The organism is Ochrobactrum vermis (genome assembly GCF_002975205.1).
In the GTDB taxonomy this organism is placed as follows: Bacteria; Pseudomonadota; Alphaproteobacteria; order Rhizobiales; family Rhizobiaceae; genus Brucella; species Brucella vermis.
In genome coordinates this window covers 1,809,742-1,825,888 of the sequence record NZ_PCOC01000001.1, presented here as the reverse complement: position 1 = coordinate 1,825,888, position 16,147 = coordinate 1,809,742, and the positions used below count along the sequence as shown (strand labels likewise).

Below are 16,147 nucleotides of genomic sequence, written 5' to 3'. Positions count from 1 at the left end.
GCAGACGGGGTTTTGAAGGGCAATCAGGGGCGTCTAAACAAAGATTCCACGTCATAACTTGCAGGCCGTCCGATGAAAGGGAGGAAACTTTCGCGGACGGTGGCCAGAGGGGAAACCGGGTGACGGAAATATCCGCGCCCGGTTTCATTATTTATAGTTCTCATCAAACATTGATCGGCCGTTTCCACGGCTTCTGTTTCGCGGGTTGCCGTTTGCTTCCGGGGCATAATTAGCCTACATACGCGTCAATAATTTCCGCGCGGCTCGGCAAGCATTGGACCGATCGCGCTTCTCAACCTGCGGAGACGACGCGCTTTATGGCACGCCAATTCATTTATCATATGTCCGGGCTGAACAAAGCCTACGGCGCCAAGAAGGTTATCGAAAACCTTCATCTGTCATTCTATCCAGATGCGAAGATCGGTATTCTCGGCCCAAACGGCGCCGGTAAATCAACGATCCTTAAGATCATGGCTGGAATGGACAAGGATTTCACCGGCGAAGCCTGGCTCGCAGACGGTGCTACTTGTGGTTACCTCGCGCAGGAACCGCATCTTGACCCAGAAAAGAACGTGCTCGGCAATGTGATGGAAGGTGTGGCTGCAAAGACCGCCATTCTGGACCGTTACAACGAGTTGATGATGAACTATTCTGATGAAACCGCAGACGAAGGTGCGGCGCTTCAGGATATCATCGACAGCCAGAATCTCTGGGATCTGGAAAGCCAGGTTGAAATGGCGATGGAAGCTCTGCGCTGCCCGCCTGCGGATGCCGACGTCACCAAGCTTTCGGGCGGTGAGCGTCGTCGCGTTGCACTTTGCAAGCTGCTGCTGTCGAAGCCTGATCTGCTGCTGCTTGACGAACCGACCAACCATCTTGACGCTGAAACCACTGCCTGGCTGGAAAAGCACCTGCGTGAATATGAAGGCGCTGTCCTGCTCATCACGCATGATCGCTACTTCCTCGACAATGTAACGGGCTGGATTCTCGAACTCGATCGCGGTCGCGGTATTCCTTACGAAGGCAACTACTCTGCTTATCTGGAAGCCAAGTCCAAGCGCATGATTCAGGAAGGTCGTGAAGAAGATTCGCGTCAGAAAGCTCTTGAGCGAGAACGCCAGTGGATTGCCGCAAGCCCGAAAGCGCGTCAGTCGAAGTCGAAGGCACGTATCAAGGCTTATGATCAGTTGGTCGAAGCTGCGGAAAACCAGCGTCCGGGCGATGCCCAGATTCTGATCCCGGCAGGTGAGCGTCTCGGTCAGGTGGTTATTGAAGCGGAAGGTCTGACCAAGTCGTTTGGCGACCGTATGCTGATCGAGGACCTGACCTTCAAGCTGCCTCCAGGTGGCATTGTTGGTGTTATCGGCCCGAACGGTGCCGGTAAGTCGACGCTGTTCAAGATGATCACCGGTCAGGAAAAGCCGGACTCCGGTTCGATCCGCATCGGTGATACTGTGCATCTTGGTTACGTCGATCAGAGCCGCGATCACCTTGATCCGAACAAGAATGTCTGGGAAGAAATTTCCGGCGGCAACGACATCATCAAGCTCGGCAAGTTTGAAATGAATTCCCGCGCTTATTGCGGCGCGTTCAACTTCAAGGGCGGCGATCAGCAGGCCAAGGTCGGCAATCTGTCCGGTGGTCAGCGCAACCGCGTGCATCTTGCCAAGATGTTGCAGGCGGGCGGCAACGTTCTGCTGCTCGACGAACCGACCAACGATCTTGATACGGAAACGCTGGCAGCGCTCGAAGACGCGCTCGAAAAATACGCTGGCTGCGCTGTTATCATCTCCCACGATCGTATGTTCCTCGACCGCTTAGCGACGCATATTCTCGCTTTTGAAGGCGACAGCCATGTCGAATGGTTTGAAGGCAACTTCGAAGATTATGAAGCGGACAAGGTCCGTCGTCTCGGACCGGAAAGCGTCAACCCGAAGCGGGTGACCTACAAGCCGCTGACAAGGTAATAATTTAAAGGCCGGTGCATCGCACCGGCCTTTTTATTTCAGGCCCTTTTCACGTGATGAAAGGAAAGACGATGAAAGACTGGTCCGCAAAACAGTATCTGAAGTTTGAAGATGAACGCAGCCGCCCGGCGCGCGATCTTCTGGCGCAGATACCCCTGACGGCACCGCGCAAGGTGGTGGATATCGGCTGCGGACCGGGCAACTCTACAGAGCTTCTGGTCGACCGCTGGCCTGATGCGGAGGTTTCCGGCTTCGACACGTCGCCTGACATGATCGGAAAGGCCAAGGCACGCCTGCCGGATGTGGAGTTCTTCGTCGGCGATGTTGCCAGTTTTACGCCGGACGCCGAAACGGACGTGCTGTTCTCCAACGCCGTCTTCCAGTGGCTGCCGGATCATATCGAGCAATTGCAGCGGCTGTTGTCCCTGCTTCGGCCCGGCGCGTTTCTGGCGATCCAGATGCCCGACAATATGGGGGAGCAGACCCATGTCGGGATGCGCGATGTTGCGAAGACCGCGCCTTTTGCAGCAAAAATCGGCACCAAGGGCAGGGGGGCTTTGCCGCCGGTCGCGACCTACTACAACGCTTTCGCAGGCGATGCGGCGCGGATCGACATCTGGCATACGATCTACAATCATCCGCTCGCCGGCGTGGATGCCATCGTGGAATGGGTAAAGGGGACCGGATTGCGACCGTTTCTCGATCCGCTCGATGAACAGGAGCAGGCAGATTATCTGAAGGCTTACAAGGCGCGGATAGCTGAACATTATCCCACGACCGCCGATGGTAAAGTTCTGCTGCGCTTCCCGCGTATTTTTCTGGTTGTTCAGAAGAAATAGTCGTTCGGCAGACTACTCTACACGGGGAATTGATCGATTGCCTGTGTAGAGAGAATTGATTATTATGTAATTATATCAATAGATTATGTTTCCGCATCATTGTGTGGCAATGCCAATCACGTATTTTAGCAAATTCTTATATTACAATAGATTGCATGCAAATGATTTTGTTCCTATGGTCTGGCCGCATCCTGAAACCGCTCTAGATATGGAGCCGTCATGATCGCAACGCCGCGATGCGCGTCATCCCCGCTGCGATTTCGTTCAGGAGGCCGGTTTCGATGCTCTTGCTCCGTTTTATTTTTCAATGGGAATGAACACCGAGGCTGCCGGTTCAAGGACTGTTTCAGGCGTCATTGCTTCTTCGCAAATGGGCTGAAACAGCATGATTTTGACCGGGAGGACATTTCAAATGCGAGGCTGCTTTCCGATTGAAATGCGGTTCGTACTTTTTGTTTGTGAAGTGAAACAATCGCCGATTTCGGTAATCCCCGCATGGGATCGGCTGCTTGCAGGCTGTTCCATAACTGCCTGCTATCGGGAGTTTTCAGAATGAACAATGCAGAAATGCATGCTGACGCCAATGGCGAGGTCGAAGCGCTACACGATGCCCATGACACGCGCCGTCGCGTCTTTGCTATCGTGGCCAGCGCATCCGGCAATCTGGTCGAGTGGTACGATTTTTACGTCTATTCCTTCGGTGCGCTTTATTTCGCATCGCAGTTTTTTCCTGCGGAAGACCAGACCAGCCAGTTGCTGAATGCGGCTGCAATTTTTGCAGCAGGCTTCCTGATGCGGCCAATCGGTGGCTGGCTCTTCGGTCGTATTGCCGACAAGCTCGGTCGCCGCAAATCCATGCTGATTTCTGTCACGATGATGTGCCTTGGCTCTTTCGCAATCGCCATCCTGCCGACTTATCAGAGCATCGGTATTCTGGCGCCGTTCCTGCTGCTGATCGTGCGGTTGCTGCAAGGCCTTTCGGTCGGCGGCGAGTACGGCACGACCGCTACTTATATGAGCGAAGTGGCGCTGGCCGGACGCCGCGGTTTCTTCTCCTCGTTCCAATATGTCACGCTGATCGGCGGGCAGCTGCTTGCTGTGCTGGTAATTGTGGTGCTGCAATTCCTTCTCACGTCGGATGAGCTTCACGCCTGGGGCTGGCGCATACCGTTTGCTATTGGCGGCGTTGCGGCCATTGTCGCCCTTTTCCTGCGGCGGACCCTTCATGAGACCTCGACGGAAGAAACCCGCAACAACAAGGCGGCAGGCAGTTTCGCCAATATCTGGAAGAACCACCGCAAGGCCTTCCTTGTGGTCGTCGGTTTCACGGCTGGCGGCTCGCTCGCCTTTTATACCTTCACCACCTATATGCAGAAATATCTGGTCAACACTGCTGGTATGAGCAAGGAAACGGCCAGCGAAACCATGACCTTCGTGCTGTTGGCCTACATGTTGATGCAGCCGCTTTTCGGCGCGTTGTCTGACAGGATAGGACGCAAGACGATGATGATCGGTTTTGGCGGTATTTCGATCCTGACCACGATCCCACTCATGACGCTGATCGGTTCGGTGCAGAGCTCGACCATGGCGTTCATCTATATCGTGATCGCACTTGCTGTTGTCAGCATGTACACATCCATTAGCGGTATCGTGAAAGCCGAGCTGTTTCCGGCGGAAGTGCGGGCGCTGGGTGTCGGATTTTCTTACGCCATTGCCAATGCAATCTTCGGGGGCACCGCAGAATATGTTGCGCTGTGGTTCAAGCAGCAGGGCATGGAAAGCGGCTTTTTCTGGTACGTGACCATCATGATGGTCATCGTGTTTGCGGTCAGCATCTTCATGCCGAACCCGCGTGAACACGGTTATCTGCAGGGGCATGGTACTGAATAATCGGACAGCTATTGTCCGCTAAAACGCCGCCTCCGGGCGGCGTTTTCACATCTCTACCGCTTCGTCGTCTTCCGGCGACAAAAGCCGTGTCGCGCGCCATTCGGTCAGCTTGGCATTGATTGCGTCGAGCACGAAGAAACGCGCTGAATCCTTGTCATATCCATCGTCACGCAGCGCATCGTAATCGGTGTGCGTGTGACGCACATGCGCGACTGCCGCAAGCCAGACCGCAGTGGAAGGCGGCAGTGTTTTCATATGGGGGCTGAGCGCTGCAGCGCGGATCGGCTCGGAATCCGAATAGGGAACCGCCGGAAGCAGAAGCGTCAGCGATTTGGCGATTGCCTTTTGGCGCGTTGTGCCTGCACGCATGGCTCATCCTTGCAGTCAGTTGTTGTATGCGAATCCTTCGCTTGGAGCGCGTTTCGATCTGATTCAATCAGATCGTCGCTCTAAAGTCTCCTATCTGAAGCATAATCTTATCGACCCTTGTTTCACTCTGGTCGAATTGTGCTCTCGCCCATTCTGCCACGAAAATCGCTTGCGCAGGAATTGCTTTCCATATAAACATATCTTTATATCTTTTACGGATAGCCGTGATGGGCCGTGAATGGGAAGATGAGTCAACAAAGAGCGGAAGGCATGGCCGGTTTGCAACTGCAACTGCAACTCGATCTGATGGTAGATGTGCTGAAGGCGGTGGCTGAGCCCAGCCGCTTGCGCATTCTAGCGCTTCTGTCGCGCGGTGATCTCACCGTCTCCGACCTCACGACGATATTGGGGCAATCCCAGCCGCGTGTTTCGCGCCATCTGAAGCTGCTCGGGGAAGCCGATCTCATCGATCGCTATCAGGAAGGCGCATGGGCCTATTTTCGCCTTGCCGACAATGCGATCAGCGGCGATCTTGCGCGCGGGCTTCTGGCACGTCTCGACAATACGGATGCATTGGTTGAACGCGACATGGAACGGCTGTCGCAAGTGAAGTCCAGCCGTCAGGAAAAGGCTGCCGCTTATTTCAGCGCCAATGCCGGTAGTTGGGATCAGATCCGCAGGCTGCATGTTTCTGAGAATGCGGTCGAAGTTGCGCTCAAGAAAGTTATCGGCGACAAGCCGTTTCAGGCCATGCTGGACGTCGGCACCGGCACGGGCCGGTTGCTGGAGCTTTTTGCGCCGCTTTACCTTCGCGGCGTCGGTATCGACATCAATCGCGATATGCTGGCTATGGCGCGCGCCAATCTCGATCTCGCAGCCGTTGGCAATGCGCAGGTTCGCCAGGGCGATGTCTATGCGCTGCCAGTGGAGCGTGAAAGCTTCGATCTGGTGACCATTCATCAGGTTCTGCACTTCCTTGACGATCCACTTGCCGCCATTCGCGAAGCGGCGCGGGCCTTACGCCCCAACGGGCGGCTGCTGATTGTTGATTTCGCGCCGCACAAGCTCGAGTTTCTGCGTGAGGAACATGCACATTTGCGGCTTGGCTTCAGCGATGAACAGATGCTGGGCTGGATGAGAGATGCCGGTCTAGAGCCGGAAAAGACACTGGAACTGGAGCCGAAGGCGGCCAATGGAGATGAGGGGCTGACAGTGAAGCTGTGGCTCGCCCGCGATCCACGCCTTCTCATTGCCGATCCGGTGTCGAGAACAATAAGCATGACGGAGACAGTTTGATGGGTTTTTACGGTCTTTCCCGCCGACCGGATGTTGGCCAGACCACCCGGGTATCGTTCGAATTCTTCCCACCCAAGTCGGAGGAAATGGAACAGCGTCTCTGGGATACGGTGACGCGGCTTGCGCCGCTGCAACCCGAATTCGTTTCTGTGACTTACGGTGCCGGAGGTTCCACACGTGAACGCACGGCACGCACTGTGGCGCGCATCCTCCAGGAAACTGACGTCAAGCCAGCAGCCCATCTGACCTGTGTGGATGCGACACGCGAGGAGGTTGACCGTGTCGTGCGTGAATTCGCAGCTCTCGGCGTCAATCGTTTCGTGGCGCTGCGCGGCGATCCGGCAGCCGGTATCGGCGAAAAATATGTGCCGACGCCGGGCGGCTACCAGAATGGCGCCGAACTGGTCTCCGGTTTGCGCAATATTGCGGATTTCGACGTTTCGGTTTCCGCCTATCCGGAAAAGCATCCGGAAAGCCCGGATTTCGCAACCGATATCGATATGCTGAAGCGCAAGGTCGATAATGGTGCGACGCGTGCCATCACGCAGTTCTTCTTCGAAAACGATCTGTACGAACGTTATGTCGAGCGCGTTCGCCGTGCTGGCATCTACATCCCGATCGTTCCCGGTGTCCTGCCGGTGCATAATTTCAAGCAGGTCAAGAATTTCTGCGCGCGGTCCGCGACACATATTCCGGCCTGGCTGGCGGAGCGTTTCGAAGGACTGGACAACGATCCGCAGACGCATCAACTCGTTGCTGCCGCTATCGCCGCCGAACAAGTGATGGATCTGATCGAACGCGGTGTGCAGGATTTCCATTTCTACACGATGAATCGCGCCGATCTGCCATTTGCGATCTGTCACATGATCGGCATAAGGCCGAAGACGGAAGCGGCTCTGGAAGTTGCATAAACATAAAAAGCCCGGCGGTGACGCCGGGCTTTTTAGTTTTCGAGCGGGGGTCGGCCTATCCTCAAAACCGAAGCCGCCGTAATGGTTTAGGCAAATTCCCCTAGGGGATGACGCCTGCTATCAACGCTGCAACAAATGCAAATGCCGCACAGATCATGAGGACATTCAAAGATCGCGTAAGTCCCATTGGTCTGTCTCCTTCATATGCGCCCGGGCGACCGGACGCGCGCTGGTAGGAAGCTGGAATCTAAGCGCAAAACGCCTCGAACAAAAGAAGATTTCGTGCTGCAATCTGCCGTGATGGAGAAATAAACCTATCGTTTACCACCTAAACTATTGAAATATTTGACTAGAAAAATTTGTTCACATTTCATGAAAAAGACACCGAACTGCCACGTTTGGTACTGTTTTCGCCGTAGTTGCCTCAGGCTTTTTGATATGTTTTTTGCGGGTTTTAGCGAATTAGCGCCAGATATGCCGACAAGGTGAGGATAGATATCACCGTCGAATAGAGGATGACGTTTGAGGTTATCGCCGCTTCGCGACGATAATGTTCGGCCAGCATGAAGGGACCGGTGCCGGTCGGAAGAGCGGCAAGGAGGGCTGCGCTCTGTGCAAGCAGCGGTGGCAGTCCGAACACATAGACGGCCAGCAGCCAGGTTGCGAGCGGCTGGACGATGAGTTTGACCGAAACGAGGAAAGCGATGGCATTGACGCTTTCGCGTTCGATCTTGCGCGGTTGGGCGAGGAACAGGCCAAGCGCGACCAGCGCGCAAGGGGAGGCCGCGCCGCCGAGCATCTTCAGGAAGGTTTCCGCCGGAGCGGGGATGGCGAGGCCCAGAAAGGATACCATCGCGCCAAGTGCCGGAGCGACAAGCAACGGATTGCGGATCAGCGACCGCATGACCTTCCAGATGAGATGAAGTGGCTTCTTCTCGGTTTGCAAGCCGATTTCAATCAGCACAATCGCAAAAGCAAAGGTGACGCAGACGGTGATGATGATCGAAATGGTGGTTGCTGCCAGAACGCCGGACCCGAAGGCGATCATCGAAAGCGGAATGCCCATATAGCCGGTATTCGGATAGGCGGCATTCAGGCCGTCAAGCGCGGTGTCCGCCAGAGGCAGTTTTCCGCGAAGCCGCACCAAAAAGGGCAATGCGAATGCAATCGCGCTCGAAAGCAGAAACACTGCGATGAAACCCGGCTGCCACAGCTCGCTGCCGTGGGTATTGGCCATGATGTCGAACAGCAGCGCGGGCAGCGCCAGATAAACCACGAAGCGGTTCAGCTCTGCGATGGCATGCGGTCCCAGTATTTTCAGCTTGAATGCGCCCCATCCGGAGAAAATCAGCGCAAATACGGGCAGAACGACGATCAGGGTGGTGAGCATGAGGCAGGCATTCGCAGTCAGTGTATCGGAAAGGAAAAGGCGCGGGGATTAGCCCGCGCCCTCATTGTTACTCAGAGCTTGTCCAGCAGCTCCTGAGTTGGCCAGGAATCGGCCGGCATTCCAAGGCGCATCTGCTCAGCGCGTACGGCATCGCGGGTCAGGAGTCCGAAGACACCGTCGATCTTTCCACCCATGTCGTAACCGCGGGCCTGGAGCTTCGTCTGCAAATCCTTCAGTTGGTCCTGCGTCAGACCTGGAACCGGGTTGCCCGGATCGAAGGCTGGAGCACCAGCCAGACGGGTTGCAAAATAAGCAGCCGTCGTGGCGTAGACGATGGATTTGTTCCATTCCACGAACACGTCGAAGTTCGGATAGGACAGGAAAGCCGGTCCCTTGCGGCCCAGTGGCAGCAGAAGAGACGCATCGCCATCATCCGGGCCGAGCGGACCATTGAGCCCCACAACGCCCTGTTGCGCCCACCAGGAATGCGGCTTGCGGTTGGTACGGATCGCTTCCTCCCAAGGCAGGTCCTTGGTCAGGCGAACTTCCTCGAGCCAGGGCTGCCCGCGCTTCCAGCCGAGCTCTGAAATCATGCGCCCTGCTGTCATCATAGCGTCGGGAACGCTGTTCTTCAGATCGACCTTGCCGTCGCCATCGCCATCGACGCCGCGTTCAAGATAATCCTTCGGCAGGAGCTGCATCATGCCGATTTCACCAGCCCATGCGCCGGTCGTCGCTGCATCGACGACGCCCTGGTCGAAAAGCTTGAGAAGCGCGATCAGCTGTGGCCGGAACAGATCTGGGCGGCGGCAGTCATAGGAAAGAGTGACGAGGGCATTCAGCGTGTCGAAATCGCCCTGAATGGCGCCATAATCGGTTTCGAGCCCCCAGAAGGCGGCAAGGACTGGACCTGGAACACCATAAGTATCTTCAACTTTCTTGAAGACGTCGGCATATTTTACCAGATTTTCACGGCCCTTCTTCAGGCGCGCTTCTGAAATGAGGCGCTTGGAAAACTCGGTGAAGGTCAGGTTGAAAACAGTCTGCTTGCGGTCGCGGTCGAGCACCTTTTGCTCAAGCACGGCCTTGTGCAACTCGGCGATGCCTTTTTCACCGACACCGGCGTCGCGGGCTTCCTTGGTCAGATTATCCATCCACTGACCGTAGTCGATCTCGCATTCCGGCTTTGGAAGACTGACGGTGTTTTCAGTTGGCGTCGCAGCAGGCGCCGGAGACGCGGCGGCCTGTGCACCGGACATGGTTGTCGATGCAAGCAAGGCGGCTGCGATAACTGAAGCAAAAAACTTCATTGGTAACTCACACTAATAGATTGGGAGCAGATGGCTCCCTTTCGGGGATTGTTCTAGCTATTGCCCCAACAAGCCCCGGAAATGAAGCAAAACTTGGTGTGAACTGCCAAACTGTGCCGTGTTAGCGGACCTTGTTGCTTTCCAGCCACTTTTTCCACGAATTGGCATCGCCGGCGAAGACATTGATATCGGCGTCGCCCTTGATGCCGGGAATGGAGCCCGTGCCGGTATATTGCCAGAACGTCCACGGATGCGGACCGTATTTCTCGTCTGGATGACCCGCAACGGAGCGTAGCCAGAACGGGTAATCCGCCATCTGCCGCAAGTCGTTGTCGTCGAAGAAATCGACCGTCGTGTAAACGATCGGGCGCTTGCCGTAATGTTTTTCCAGTGCTTGCAGGAAGATGCGCATTTCCTTGCGTACAACCGCTGCATTGGGGCGTAGCTTGCAGGTCGGTGATTGCGGGTTCCATTCCATGTCGAGGACAGGTGGAAGCGCGCTGGGGTCACGCGGCACGTTCTGGATATACCAGCGCGCCTGTTCGATGGCCGGACGGCAGAAATAATAGAAATGATAGGCGCTCCGGGCGATACCCGCCTGACGCGCACCGTTCCAGTGTTCCTGAAAGCGATCGTCGACGCGGTCGCCGCCCTCGGTCGCCTTGATGAAGGCGAAGGAAATGCCGCTGGCGCGCGCTGCGCTCCAGTCAATGTTGGTCTGATATTTGGAAACGTCTGTTCCGTGGATCGGATAGTGCCATGGCGTTTTGCCGGTCCAGTCGTGCGGGTCACGATCACCAAAACGCGGGGCCTTAACCGAGCCGGACGGCGGTGCGATCCGAGCTACCGAACTGCCTGATTTCTTTACGTCGGAAAAGTCGTAATCCACCGTCGTGCAGGCGGAGAGAAATAAAGCGCCAAGGGCGAGAAGGCTGTAGCTGGCCAGACGGTTCATATAGTGGTTCCGTGTCGCGAATCAGTCCTCTAACGGTTACGCGATCCGGAGGTGAACGTCACCAGTCTGGCGGGCAAGATTGGTGTTTAATCTACGGCCAGGGGCGACGTTGTCGAACGAATGACCGCTATCCAGGCAAAACCGCGATAAAGAATGCGCTTCTCAGTGATTGCGCTGCGTTCATGTGCGAGTTGTTCGCAAACTGGGAACAGGTCACGACGCGGTGTGACATGGAACCATTCAAGCCACTTGAAGAGGGCGTTCCCAAACCAGCGCGGCAGGCGTGCCTGATCGCCGAAATCGACAATGTGCAACTCTCCGCCAGCATTGAGATGCCGGATGCTTTCACGAATGACCGACTGCCATTGCGGGATCATCGATACGGCATAGGAGATGAAAATCCGATCGAAGCCGGTTTGCCCGAACAGCTGCTCCGGGTCGAACTGGGCTGCATCCGCACGATCAAGCCGGATGCGATTTTCGATGCCTGCACGCTCTGCCGCCCGGCGCGCCGTATCCAGCATTTCAGCGGAGATATCGATGCCGAAGAATTTTGCATCGGGATAGTGTTCTGCTGCTTTCACCAGATTGCGACCGGTGCCGCAGCCGATCTCCAGAACTGTGCCATCCTTGGGGACGGCCAGCCCTGCGATCATGGGGTCGCGACCCAGAAGGTAGTATTTGCGCGTGGCGTCGTAGAAGTGCCGCTGACGGCGATAGACCCGATCCATGAGGTTGGCATGGTCTACGCCCTGAACGCTCCATGGGCTGCGCGACATATCAGGCATCCTTCAGGGTATAAAGGTGGAACCCGCCATAAATCGACGAGCGGTCGCGGTCGTGCAGGGTGCGGGATTCAGCTGCTTGATACTCCCAGCGATCCAGAATTTGCGGCGCCACTCGTCCCGGAAGCAGGCTCGCTTCTGCGGCGGTACGGAAGATGACACGTGCATTTGGTGCTGCCGTACGCGTGATCTCGCTCCACAACGCATTGAGCTGCTCGTCATTCATCCAGTCCTGCGCATCCAGCAGAATGTAGCGGTCTACGCAAGCGGCAGGCTTGGCAGCGAGAAAGTCGGTATAGCTCGCGTTCTGTACGGTCATTCGATCGGCGCGTACCCGCACTGTTTCGAAATTGGAGCGCGACAGATAGGGCGGAAGGGGGCCTGTTTCCTCATTGCCGCTATAGCCACGTCCGAATGCCTGCCAGGCGAAATAATTATCGGTGAGGGGGAAGCCGCAAGCCAGCTTCTCAAGACGGCTGCGCAGAACAAGCGCCATGTCGCCGTTTCCGGCGGTGGCAAGGGCATCATATTGCTGGGGTGGTATGCCTAGTCCGAAAAGGGATGATTTGCGGGCCGTGGCCCAGCGCACCATGCGTTTTTCGAAGAGCGGCGCAAGCGCTGTATCGAAGAAGCTGCGTTGTTCTTCCATCGTGCGCGCCTTCAATATGTCGCGCGGATCGATCCCGTAGAGCCGCGCCACACGATGGCCCATGCCGATGAAGACTCCGAGCAAGCCGTGGCGATAGAGGTCACGCCAGAAAATGGAAATACGCTGGCGGCCATTCCATTTGCGCTTTTCCCAATAAGCGCGACTTTCGCCGTCCAAATGCGGGCGGATGAAATGCTTGTAGGCGGCAAGATTGGTCTTGTCGTCGGCTTTTCCATAGAACCGGTAGAACGTATCGTAATCGGGCAGGTTCTTGATGGCGGCAAGTTTCAGCCGGTTGAAGGCGACATGTGCCTGATTGAGATCAACGGCCTCTACACGTGCCGGATCAGCGGTCAGATAGGACATGGCGTTACATCCACCGGAAGCGATGGTGACGATGCGATGTCCTGGCTCAATAGCCAGGGCCGCCATATCAACCTCGGGGTCTTCCCATATCTGCGGATAAACCAGCCCTTTGAACAACCAGGCGAACAATCTTTCGGAAAAGCCTGCGCGTGAGAGGGCGCTGTTTTGGGTCACTGCACGTTTGAGAATTGTGTCGCCGGCTGGGCTGTCTGTCATCAAAAGCTCCCCTGATGCTCGAATCCCGACTTCGCTTTTGCAAAGTTAAACATCGTCCAATGACAGGGGCGTGACGAATTAATTGCGGGTTTTTAAACCCTGTGGAGGCGGCTATACGCCTGTAATACTGTCGCTTTATTACGCTCGGTAAGACTATTTGAGAGAACTTTTTCGCGCTGCTGCCGTTTTTTTGTGTGACGGTCCCAATCGACGGGATTTCTGTGTCGATGAACGACCGTAAAAAGGTGATTGACCGGACAAACCGGTCAGGCACGGAGAAACAGAGAGAGGCGTTTGGCAATATTGCCATTTGATGCCTGAAACTAGGCCAACGAGCCTAACCTAGGAAGGAGAGCCAACGTGAAGAAGTTTCTGATTGCTTCTGTCGCCGCCGTATCACTTCTCGGCCTTGCAGCTTGCAACGACAAGAAGGACGACACGAGCAACGCACCGGCACCATCCGCGCCGGCAGCGCCTTCGAATAATGATACAACGACGACGCCAGCCCCAGCGGCCCCGACAACTCCGGCACCATCGACGCCGGGTACAGGGACGGCACCGGCCAACTAATACCAAAACCCTATGAGTATGGCTCATAGGGTTTTGGTTAAGCCCGAGTGGCGATTGAACTTTTTCAAGGCGTGATGCGTGAGCATCTTAGCGCCTTGATATAACGGTGCGAAGTCGTGACGCATGATGCGTCTGCATTTGGGTGGCGATCCGGTCTCCGGGTCGCCATTCTTGCCAATTGGTTTTGAGATGAACGCTAAAGCAACCACAATGGGAAAAGACGGGCATTCTGCGTTTTCCGTGTTTCAACGCAGGCTTGGTTCGGTTATGGCTTTTGTCATGAGCCGTAACTTCCTGTTCGTCATATCTGCTATTGTTCTCGTTGCACTTGCCGCCTGCGGCAAGGGAGACGAAGAGACCGCTGCAACAACCAATGGCGGCGAGCAGGGGGCGGCTGCCGTGTCGCAGCCTGTTAAGCCCGCAGAAAGTGGAAACGCTGCAAAAGGCCCCGATCTGGTCAAGTCGCTTCGTGACAGTTCCGGCGTGGTGAGTCCTGAGGACAAGGCTGCAGCCATCGAACGGGCGCGCACAAATGCCGTTGCTGCGGCAAAATCCGTGGGGCAGACGGATCAGCAGGCACAGGCAGCGGGAGCCGCTGCGGCCACGGCTGCACAACGTTCCTTCGATGAACGCGAGCCTCAACAATAGGATTGCACTGCGAAGCCGGGTAATATTGCAAGCCAGCACCGCAGCCTTCCATCTGTTTATTTTTACGCATTATCCTACGCCAAACCGCTTCGCACTTTTGCTGTAAATGCTCTAAATAGTTGTTTTTTCGACTTTCGCCGGCGCGGACGGTTTTCAGTTCATTCGGAATTCTATAGAAAAGACCCATGTCGATTTGGGTTCGCATTGGTGAGTTTGTCACTTACGTGGCGTCGAATGCCATTTCTGGCGTTATCGAAGCCGTGCGCACCGTTTTCGAAGGTGATGCCGATACGCGCCGCCAAGTGGCTTTCTCTATCGCGATGATCGCGCTTTCGGCCAAGATGGCGAAGGCGGACGGGGTTGTCACCCAGGACGAAATCCGCGCCTTTCAGGATATTTTCGCCGTGCCGAAAGAGGAAACGGCGCATGTCGCGCGACTTTACGATCTCGCCAGGCAGGATGTTGCAGGCTATGAATCCTATGCGCGTCAGCTCGCCGGATTGTGCAGCGAAGGACAGACCAATTGTCATCTGCTTGAGGATATTCTCGACGGTCTTTTCCATATCGCCACCGCCGATGGCTATGTACACGAAAAGGAAATGACCTTTCTCGCAGGCGTAGCGGATATTTTCGGATATGATGAGATTGCCTTCGATCGTATCGCGATCCGCCACGTCCAGCGCGGTGCTGACGATCCTTACGCCATTCTGGGGCTGGAGCGCGGCGTTTCCTTTGAACTGGCCCGTAAGCGCTATCTTGCGCTCGTCAAGGAGCATCATCCTGACCGGCTGGTCGCAGAAGGTTTGCCACTCGAATTCATAACCATTGCCAACAGGCGTCTGGCAGCGATAAACGCGGCTTGGGCAAGTATTGAGAAGAATCTGGAGACTGCATGAGCAGCGTGCGCGAAATCGAGAGCGAATTGTTGCAGGAACTGGCTCTAGACCGGCCTGACTTCGCCGGTGCGACGCTTGATCCTTCACCCAATTTCGGCACGCGCCGTGACGGCAAGACGCCTGCCTTTCTCATTCTCCATTATACCGGGTTATCGACTGCAGAAGAGGCAGTGCAGGTTCTGAAGTCGCCGGATATGGAAGTTTCCGCGCACTACCTTGTTCATGAAGACGGACGGGTCGTGCAGATGGTTTCGGAGAATGCGCGCGCATGGCATGCGGGCAAGAGCTTCTGGAAGGGCGAAACGGACATCAATTCCGCTTCCATCGGCATTGAGATTGTCAATCCGGGTAATCTTGAAAATTACCCGGCCTTCAAGGATGCGCAGATCGATGCGGTTATCCGCCTCAGTCGCGATATATGCGAGCGCCACGCCATCAAACCGGAAAATGTTCTGGCCCATTCGGATATCGCACCGGCGCGCAAGACCGATCCCGGTCATAACTTCCCCTGGAAACAGCTCCACGATGCAGGTGTCGGGCATTATATCGCCCCGACGCCGGTCCGGGGCGGACGCTTTCTGGCACGTGGCGAACAAGGCCAACCGGTGGAAGCCTTGCAATCCATGCTGGCACTTTATGGCTATGAAATCGCCGTCACGGGTGTCTTCGATGAAGGTACTGAAACCGTGATTAAGGCCTTTCAGCGTCATTTTCGGACACAAAATGTGGACGGGGTGGCCGACGTATCTACTATAGATACCCTCTACAAGCTAATTTTTTCGCTGCAAAATGTTACCGCCTGACCAAGTGTGTGCGGGCAATTTTTCTATTCAGCGTTGATTCGTATTTCTGTAATGATTTCAAAAAAATAAGCCGACCTACCTCGGTTACCAGGGAATTTTTATAAGGGTTTCGGTTGCCCTTGTGTGAATCACAAATGTTACAACCTGTAAGACTATTTTACTTTTGCAACCAATCTTCAGCTGCATTTGCCCTCCACTTCATCGCTCAATCCCAGCGGATACGGGCTTCAAAACTCATATCGGGCGGGATCAAAAAACAGGGCCGTCTCTCCCAAGACGGGCGGTCT

The 16,147-nt window shown here is 55.6% G+C and carries 15 protein-coding genes; 9 read left to right on the top strand and 6 right to left on the bottom strand.

Annotated elements, in window-relative coordinates; genetic code table 11:
- The first annotated feature begins 317 nt into the window (after positions 1–317).
- The 3 genes from ettA (at position 318) to CQZ93_RS09020 (ending at position 4,696) form a co-directional block, all read left to right on the top strand.
- Positions 318–1,967: an energy-dependent translational throttle protein EttA gene (gene ettA / locus CQZ93_RS09035; RefSeq protein ID WP_105542269.1), complete on the top strand. Its 1,650-nt coding sequence runs from the start codon at positions 318–320 to the stop codon at positions 1,965–1,967.
- A 71-nt stretch (positions 1,968–2,038) separates the two neighbouring features.
- The gene (gene tam / locus CQZ93_RS09030; protein ID WP_105542268.1) at positions 2,039–2,806 is read left to right on the top strand and encodes a trans-aconitate 2-methyltransferase; all 768 of its coding nucleotides are present in this window, start codon (positions 2,039–2,041) and stop codon (positions 2,804–2,806) included.
- A gap of 552 nt (positions 2,807–3,358) precedes the next feature.
- The gene (locus CQZ93_RS09020) at positions 3,359–4,696 is read left to right on the top strand and encodes an MFS family transporter (protein ID WP_105542267.1); all 1,338 of its coding nucleotides are present in this window, start codon (positions 3,359–3,361) and stop codon (positions 4,694–4,696) included.
- Between the two features lie 45 nt (positions 4,697–4,741).
- Here the strand turns inward: CQZ93_RS09020 and CQZ93_RS09015 are convergent, their stop codons facing one another.
- Positions 4,742–5,065, bottom strand: a complete 324-nt coding sequence (locus tag CQZ93_RS09015) for a DUF2293 domain-containing protein (protein ID WP_105542266.1) — start codon at positions 5,063–5,065, stop codon at positions 4,742–4,744.
- A 270-nt stretch (positions 5,066–5,335) separates the two neighbouring features.
- On the opposite strand from CQZ93_RS09015, the gene CQZ93_RS09010 reads away from it, so the two are divergent.
- Together CQZ93_RS09010 and metF are read left to right on the top strand one after the other, a co-directional pair.
- Positions 5,336–6,361: an ArsR/SmtB family transcription factor gene (locus CQZ93_RS09010; RefSeq protein WP_105542265.1), complete on the top strand. Its 1,026-nt coding sequence runs from the start codon at positions 5,336–5,338 to the stop codon at positions 6,359–6,361.
- Entirely contained in the window at positions 6,361–7,272 is a 912-nt protein-coding gene (gene metF, locus CQZ93_RS09005) for a methylenetetrahydrofolate reductase [NAD(P)H] (protein ID WP_105542264.1), read from the top strand. Before CQZ93_RS09010 ends, metF begins: the two co-directional genes overlap by 1 nt.
- A gap of 454 nt (positions 7,273–7,726) precedes the next feature.
- Here the strand turns inward: metF and CQZ93_RS09000 are convergent, their stop codons facing one another.
- The 5 genes from CQZ93_RS09000 to CQZ93_RS08980 all read right to left on the bottom strand — a co-directional run bounded on the left by CQZ93_RS09000 (position 7,727) and on the right by CQZ93_RS08980 (position 12,943).
- Positions 7,727–8,662 (bottom strand): AEC family transporter, encoded by a 936-nt coding sequence (locus tag CQZ93_RS09000; protein WP_105542263.1) that lies wholly within the window; start codon positions 8,660–8,662, stop codon positions 7,727–7,729.
- Between the two features lie 71 nt (positions 8,663–8,733).
- Positions 8,734–9,972, bottom strand: a complete 1,239-nt coding sequence (locus CQZ93_RS08995; RefSeq protein ID WP_105542262.1) for a lytic murein transglycosylase — start codon at positions 9,970–9,972, stop codon at positions 8,734–8,736.
- Between the two features lie 121 nt (positions 9,973–10,093).
- On the bottom strand, positions 10,094–10,927 hold the full coding sequence (locus CQZ93_RS08990; RefSeq protein WP_105542261.1) for a glycoside hydrolase family 25 protein: 834 nt from the start codon (positions 10,925–10,927) through the stop codon (positions 10,094–10,096).
- 86 nt (positions 10,928–11,013) lie between these two features.
- The gene (locus CQZ93_RS08985; protein WP_105542260.1) at positions 11,014–11,706 is read right to left on the bottom strand and encodes a class I SAM-dependent methyltransferase; all 693 of its coding nucleotides are present in this window, start codon (positions 11,704–11,706) and stop codon (positions 11,014–11,016) included.
- A 1-nt stretch (position 11,707) separates the two neighbouring features.
- Positions 11,708–12,943 (bottom strand): BtaA family protein, encoded by a 1,236-nt coding sequence (locus tag CQZ93_RS08980; protein WP_105542259.1) that lies wholly within the window; start codon positions 12,941–12,943, stop codon positions 11,708–11,710.
- 360 nt (positions 12,944–13,303) lie between these two features.
- Between CQZ93_RS08980 and CQZ93_RS08975 the strand changes: the two genes are divergently transcribed.
- From CQZ93_RS08975 to CQZ93_RS08960, 4 genes are all read left to right on the top strand, one after another.
- Positions 13,304–13,513, top strand: coding sequence for a hypothetical protein (locus CQZ93_RS08975; RefSeq protein ID WP_105542258.1), 210 nt, complete (start codon positions 13,304–13,306; stop codon positions 13,511–13,513).
- A gap of 123 nt (positions 13,514–13,636) precedes the next feature.
- Positions 13,637–14,161 (top strand): hypothetical protein, encoded by a 525-nt coding sequence (locus CQZ93_RS08970; RefSeq protein ID WP_286152853.1) that lies wholly within the window; start codon positions 13,637–13,639, stop codon positions 14,159–14,161.
- A gap of 185 nt (positions 14,162–14,346) precedes the next feature.
- Positions 14,347–15,057, top strand: coding sequence for a J domain-containing protein (locus CQZ93_RS08965; protein ID WP_105542257.1), 711 nt, complete (start codon positions 14,347–14,349; stop codon positions 15,055–15,057).
- The gene (locus CQZ93_RS08960; protein ID WP_105542256.1) at positions 15,054–15,860 is read left to right on the top strand and encodes an N-acetylmuramoyl-L-alanine amidase; all 807 of its coding nucleotides are present in this window, start codon (positions 15,054–15,056) and stop codon (positions 15,858–15,860) included. Before CQZ93_RS08965 ends, CQZ93_RS08960 begins: the two co-directional genes overlap by 4 nt.
- The last annotated feature ends 287 nt before the right edge of the window (positions 15,861–16,147 follow it).

What these genes read in the sequence shown, in the direction of transcription:
- ettA (WP_105542269.1), top strand. Translation starts at nt 318, where the DNA reads ATGGCACGCCAATTCATTTATCATATGTCCGGGCTGAACAAAGCCTAC.
- tam (WP_105542268.1), top strand. Translation starts at nt 2,039, where the DNA reads ATGAAAGACTGGTCCGCAAAACAGTATCTGAAGTTTGAAGATGAACGC.
- CQZ93_RS09020 (WP_105542267.1), top strand. Translation starts at nt 3,359, where the DNA reads ATGAACAATGCAGAAATGCATGCTGACGCCAATGGCGAGGTCGAAGCG.
- CQZ93_RS09015 (WP_105542266.1), bottom strand. Translation starts at nt 5,065, where the DNA reads ATGCGTGCAGGCACAACGCGCCAAAAGGCAATCGCCAAATCGCTGACG.
- CQZ93_RS09010 (WP_105542265.1), top strand. Translation starts at nt 5,336, where the DNA reads ATGGCCGGTTTGCAACTGCAACTGCAACTCGATCTGATGGTAGATGTG.
- metF (WP_105542264.1), top strand. Translation starts at nt 6,361, where the DNA reads ATGGGTTTTTACGGTCTTTCCCGCCGACCGGATGTTGGCCAGACCACC.
- CQZ93_RS09000 (WP_105542263.1), bottom strand. Translation starts at nt 8,662, where the DNA reads ATGCTCACCACCCTGATCGTCGTTCTGCCCGTATTTGCGCTGATTTTC.
- CQZ93_RS08995 (WP_105542262.1), bottom strand. Translation starts at nt 9,972, where the DNA reads ATGAAGTTTTTTGCTTCAGTTATCGCAGCCGCCTTGCTTGCATCGACA.
- CQZ93_RS08990 (WP_105542261.1), bottom strand. Translation starts at nt 10,927, where the DNA reads ATGAACCGTCTGGCCAGCTACAGCCTTCTCGCCCTTGGCGCTTTATTT.
- CQZ93_RS08985 (WP_105542260.1), bottom strand. Translation starts at nt 11,706, where the DNA reads ATGTCGCGCAGCCCATGGAGCGTTCAGGGCGTAGACCATGCCAACCTC.
- CQZ93_RS08980 (WP_105542259.1), bottom strand. Translation starts at nt 12,943, where the DNA reads ATGACAGACAGCCCAGCCGGCGACACAATTCTCAAACGTGCAGTGACC.
- CQZ93_RS08970 (WP_286152853.1), top strand. Translation starts at nt 13,637, where the DNA reads ATGATGCGTCTGCATTTGGGTGGCGATCCGGTCTCCGGGTCGCCATTC.
- CQZ93_RS08965 (WP_105542257.1), top strand. Translation starts at nt 14,347, where the DNA reads ATGTCGATTTGGGTTCGCATTGGTGAGTTTGTCACTTACGTGGCGTCG.
- CQZ93_RS08960 (WP_105542256.1), top strand. Translation starts at nt 15,054, where the DNA reads ATGAGCAGCGTGCGCGAAATCGAGAGCGAATTGTTGCAGGAACTGGCT.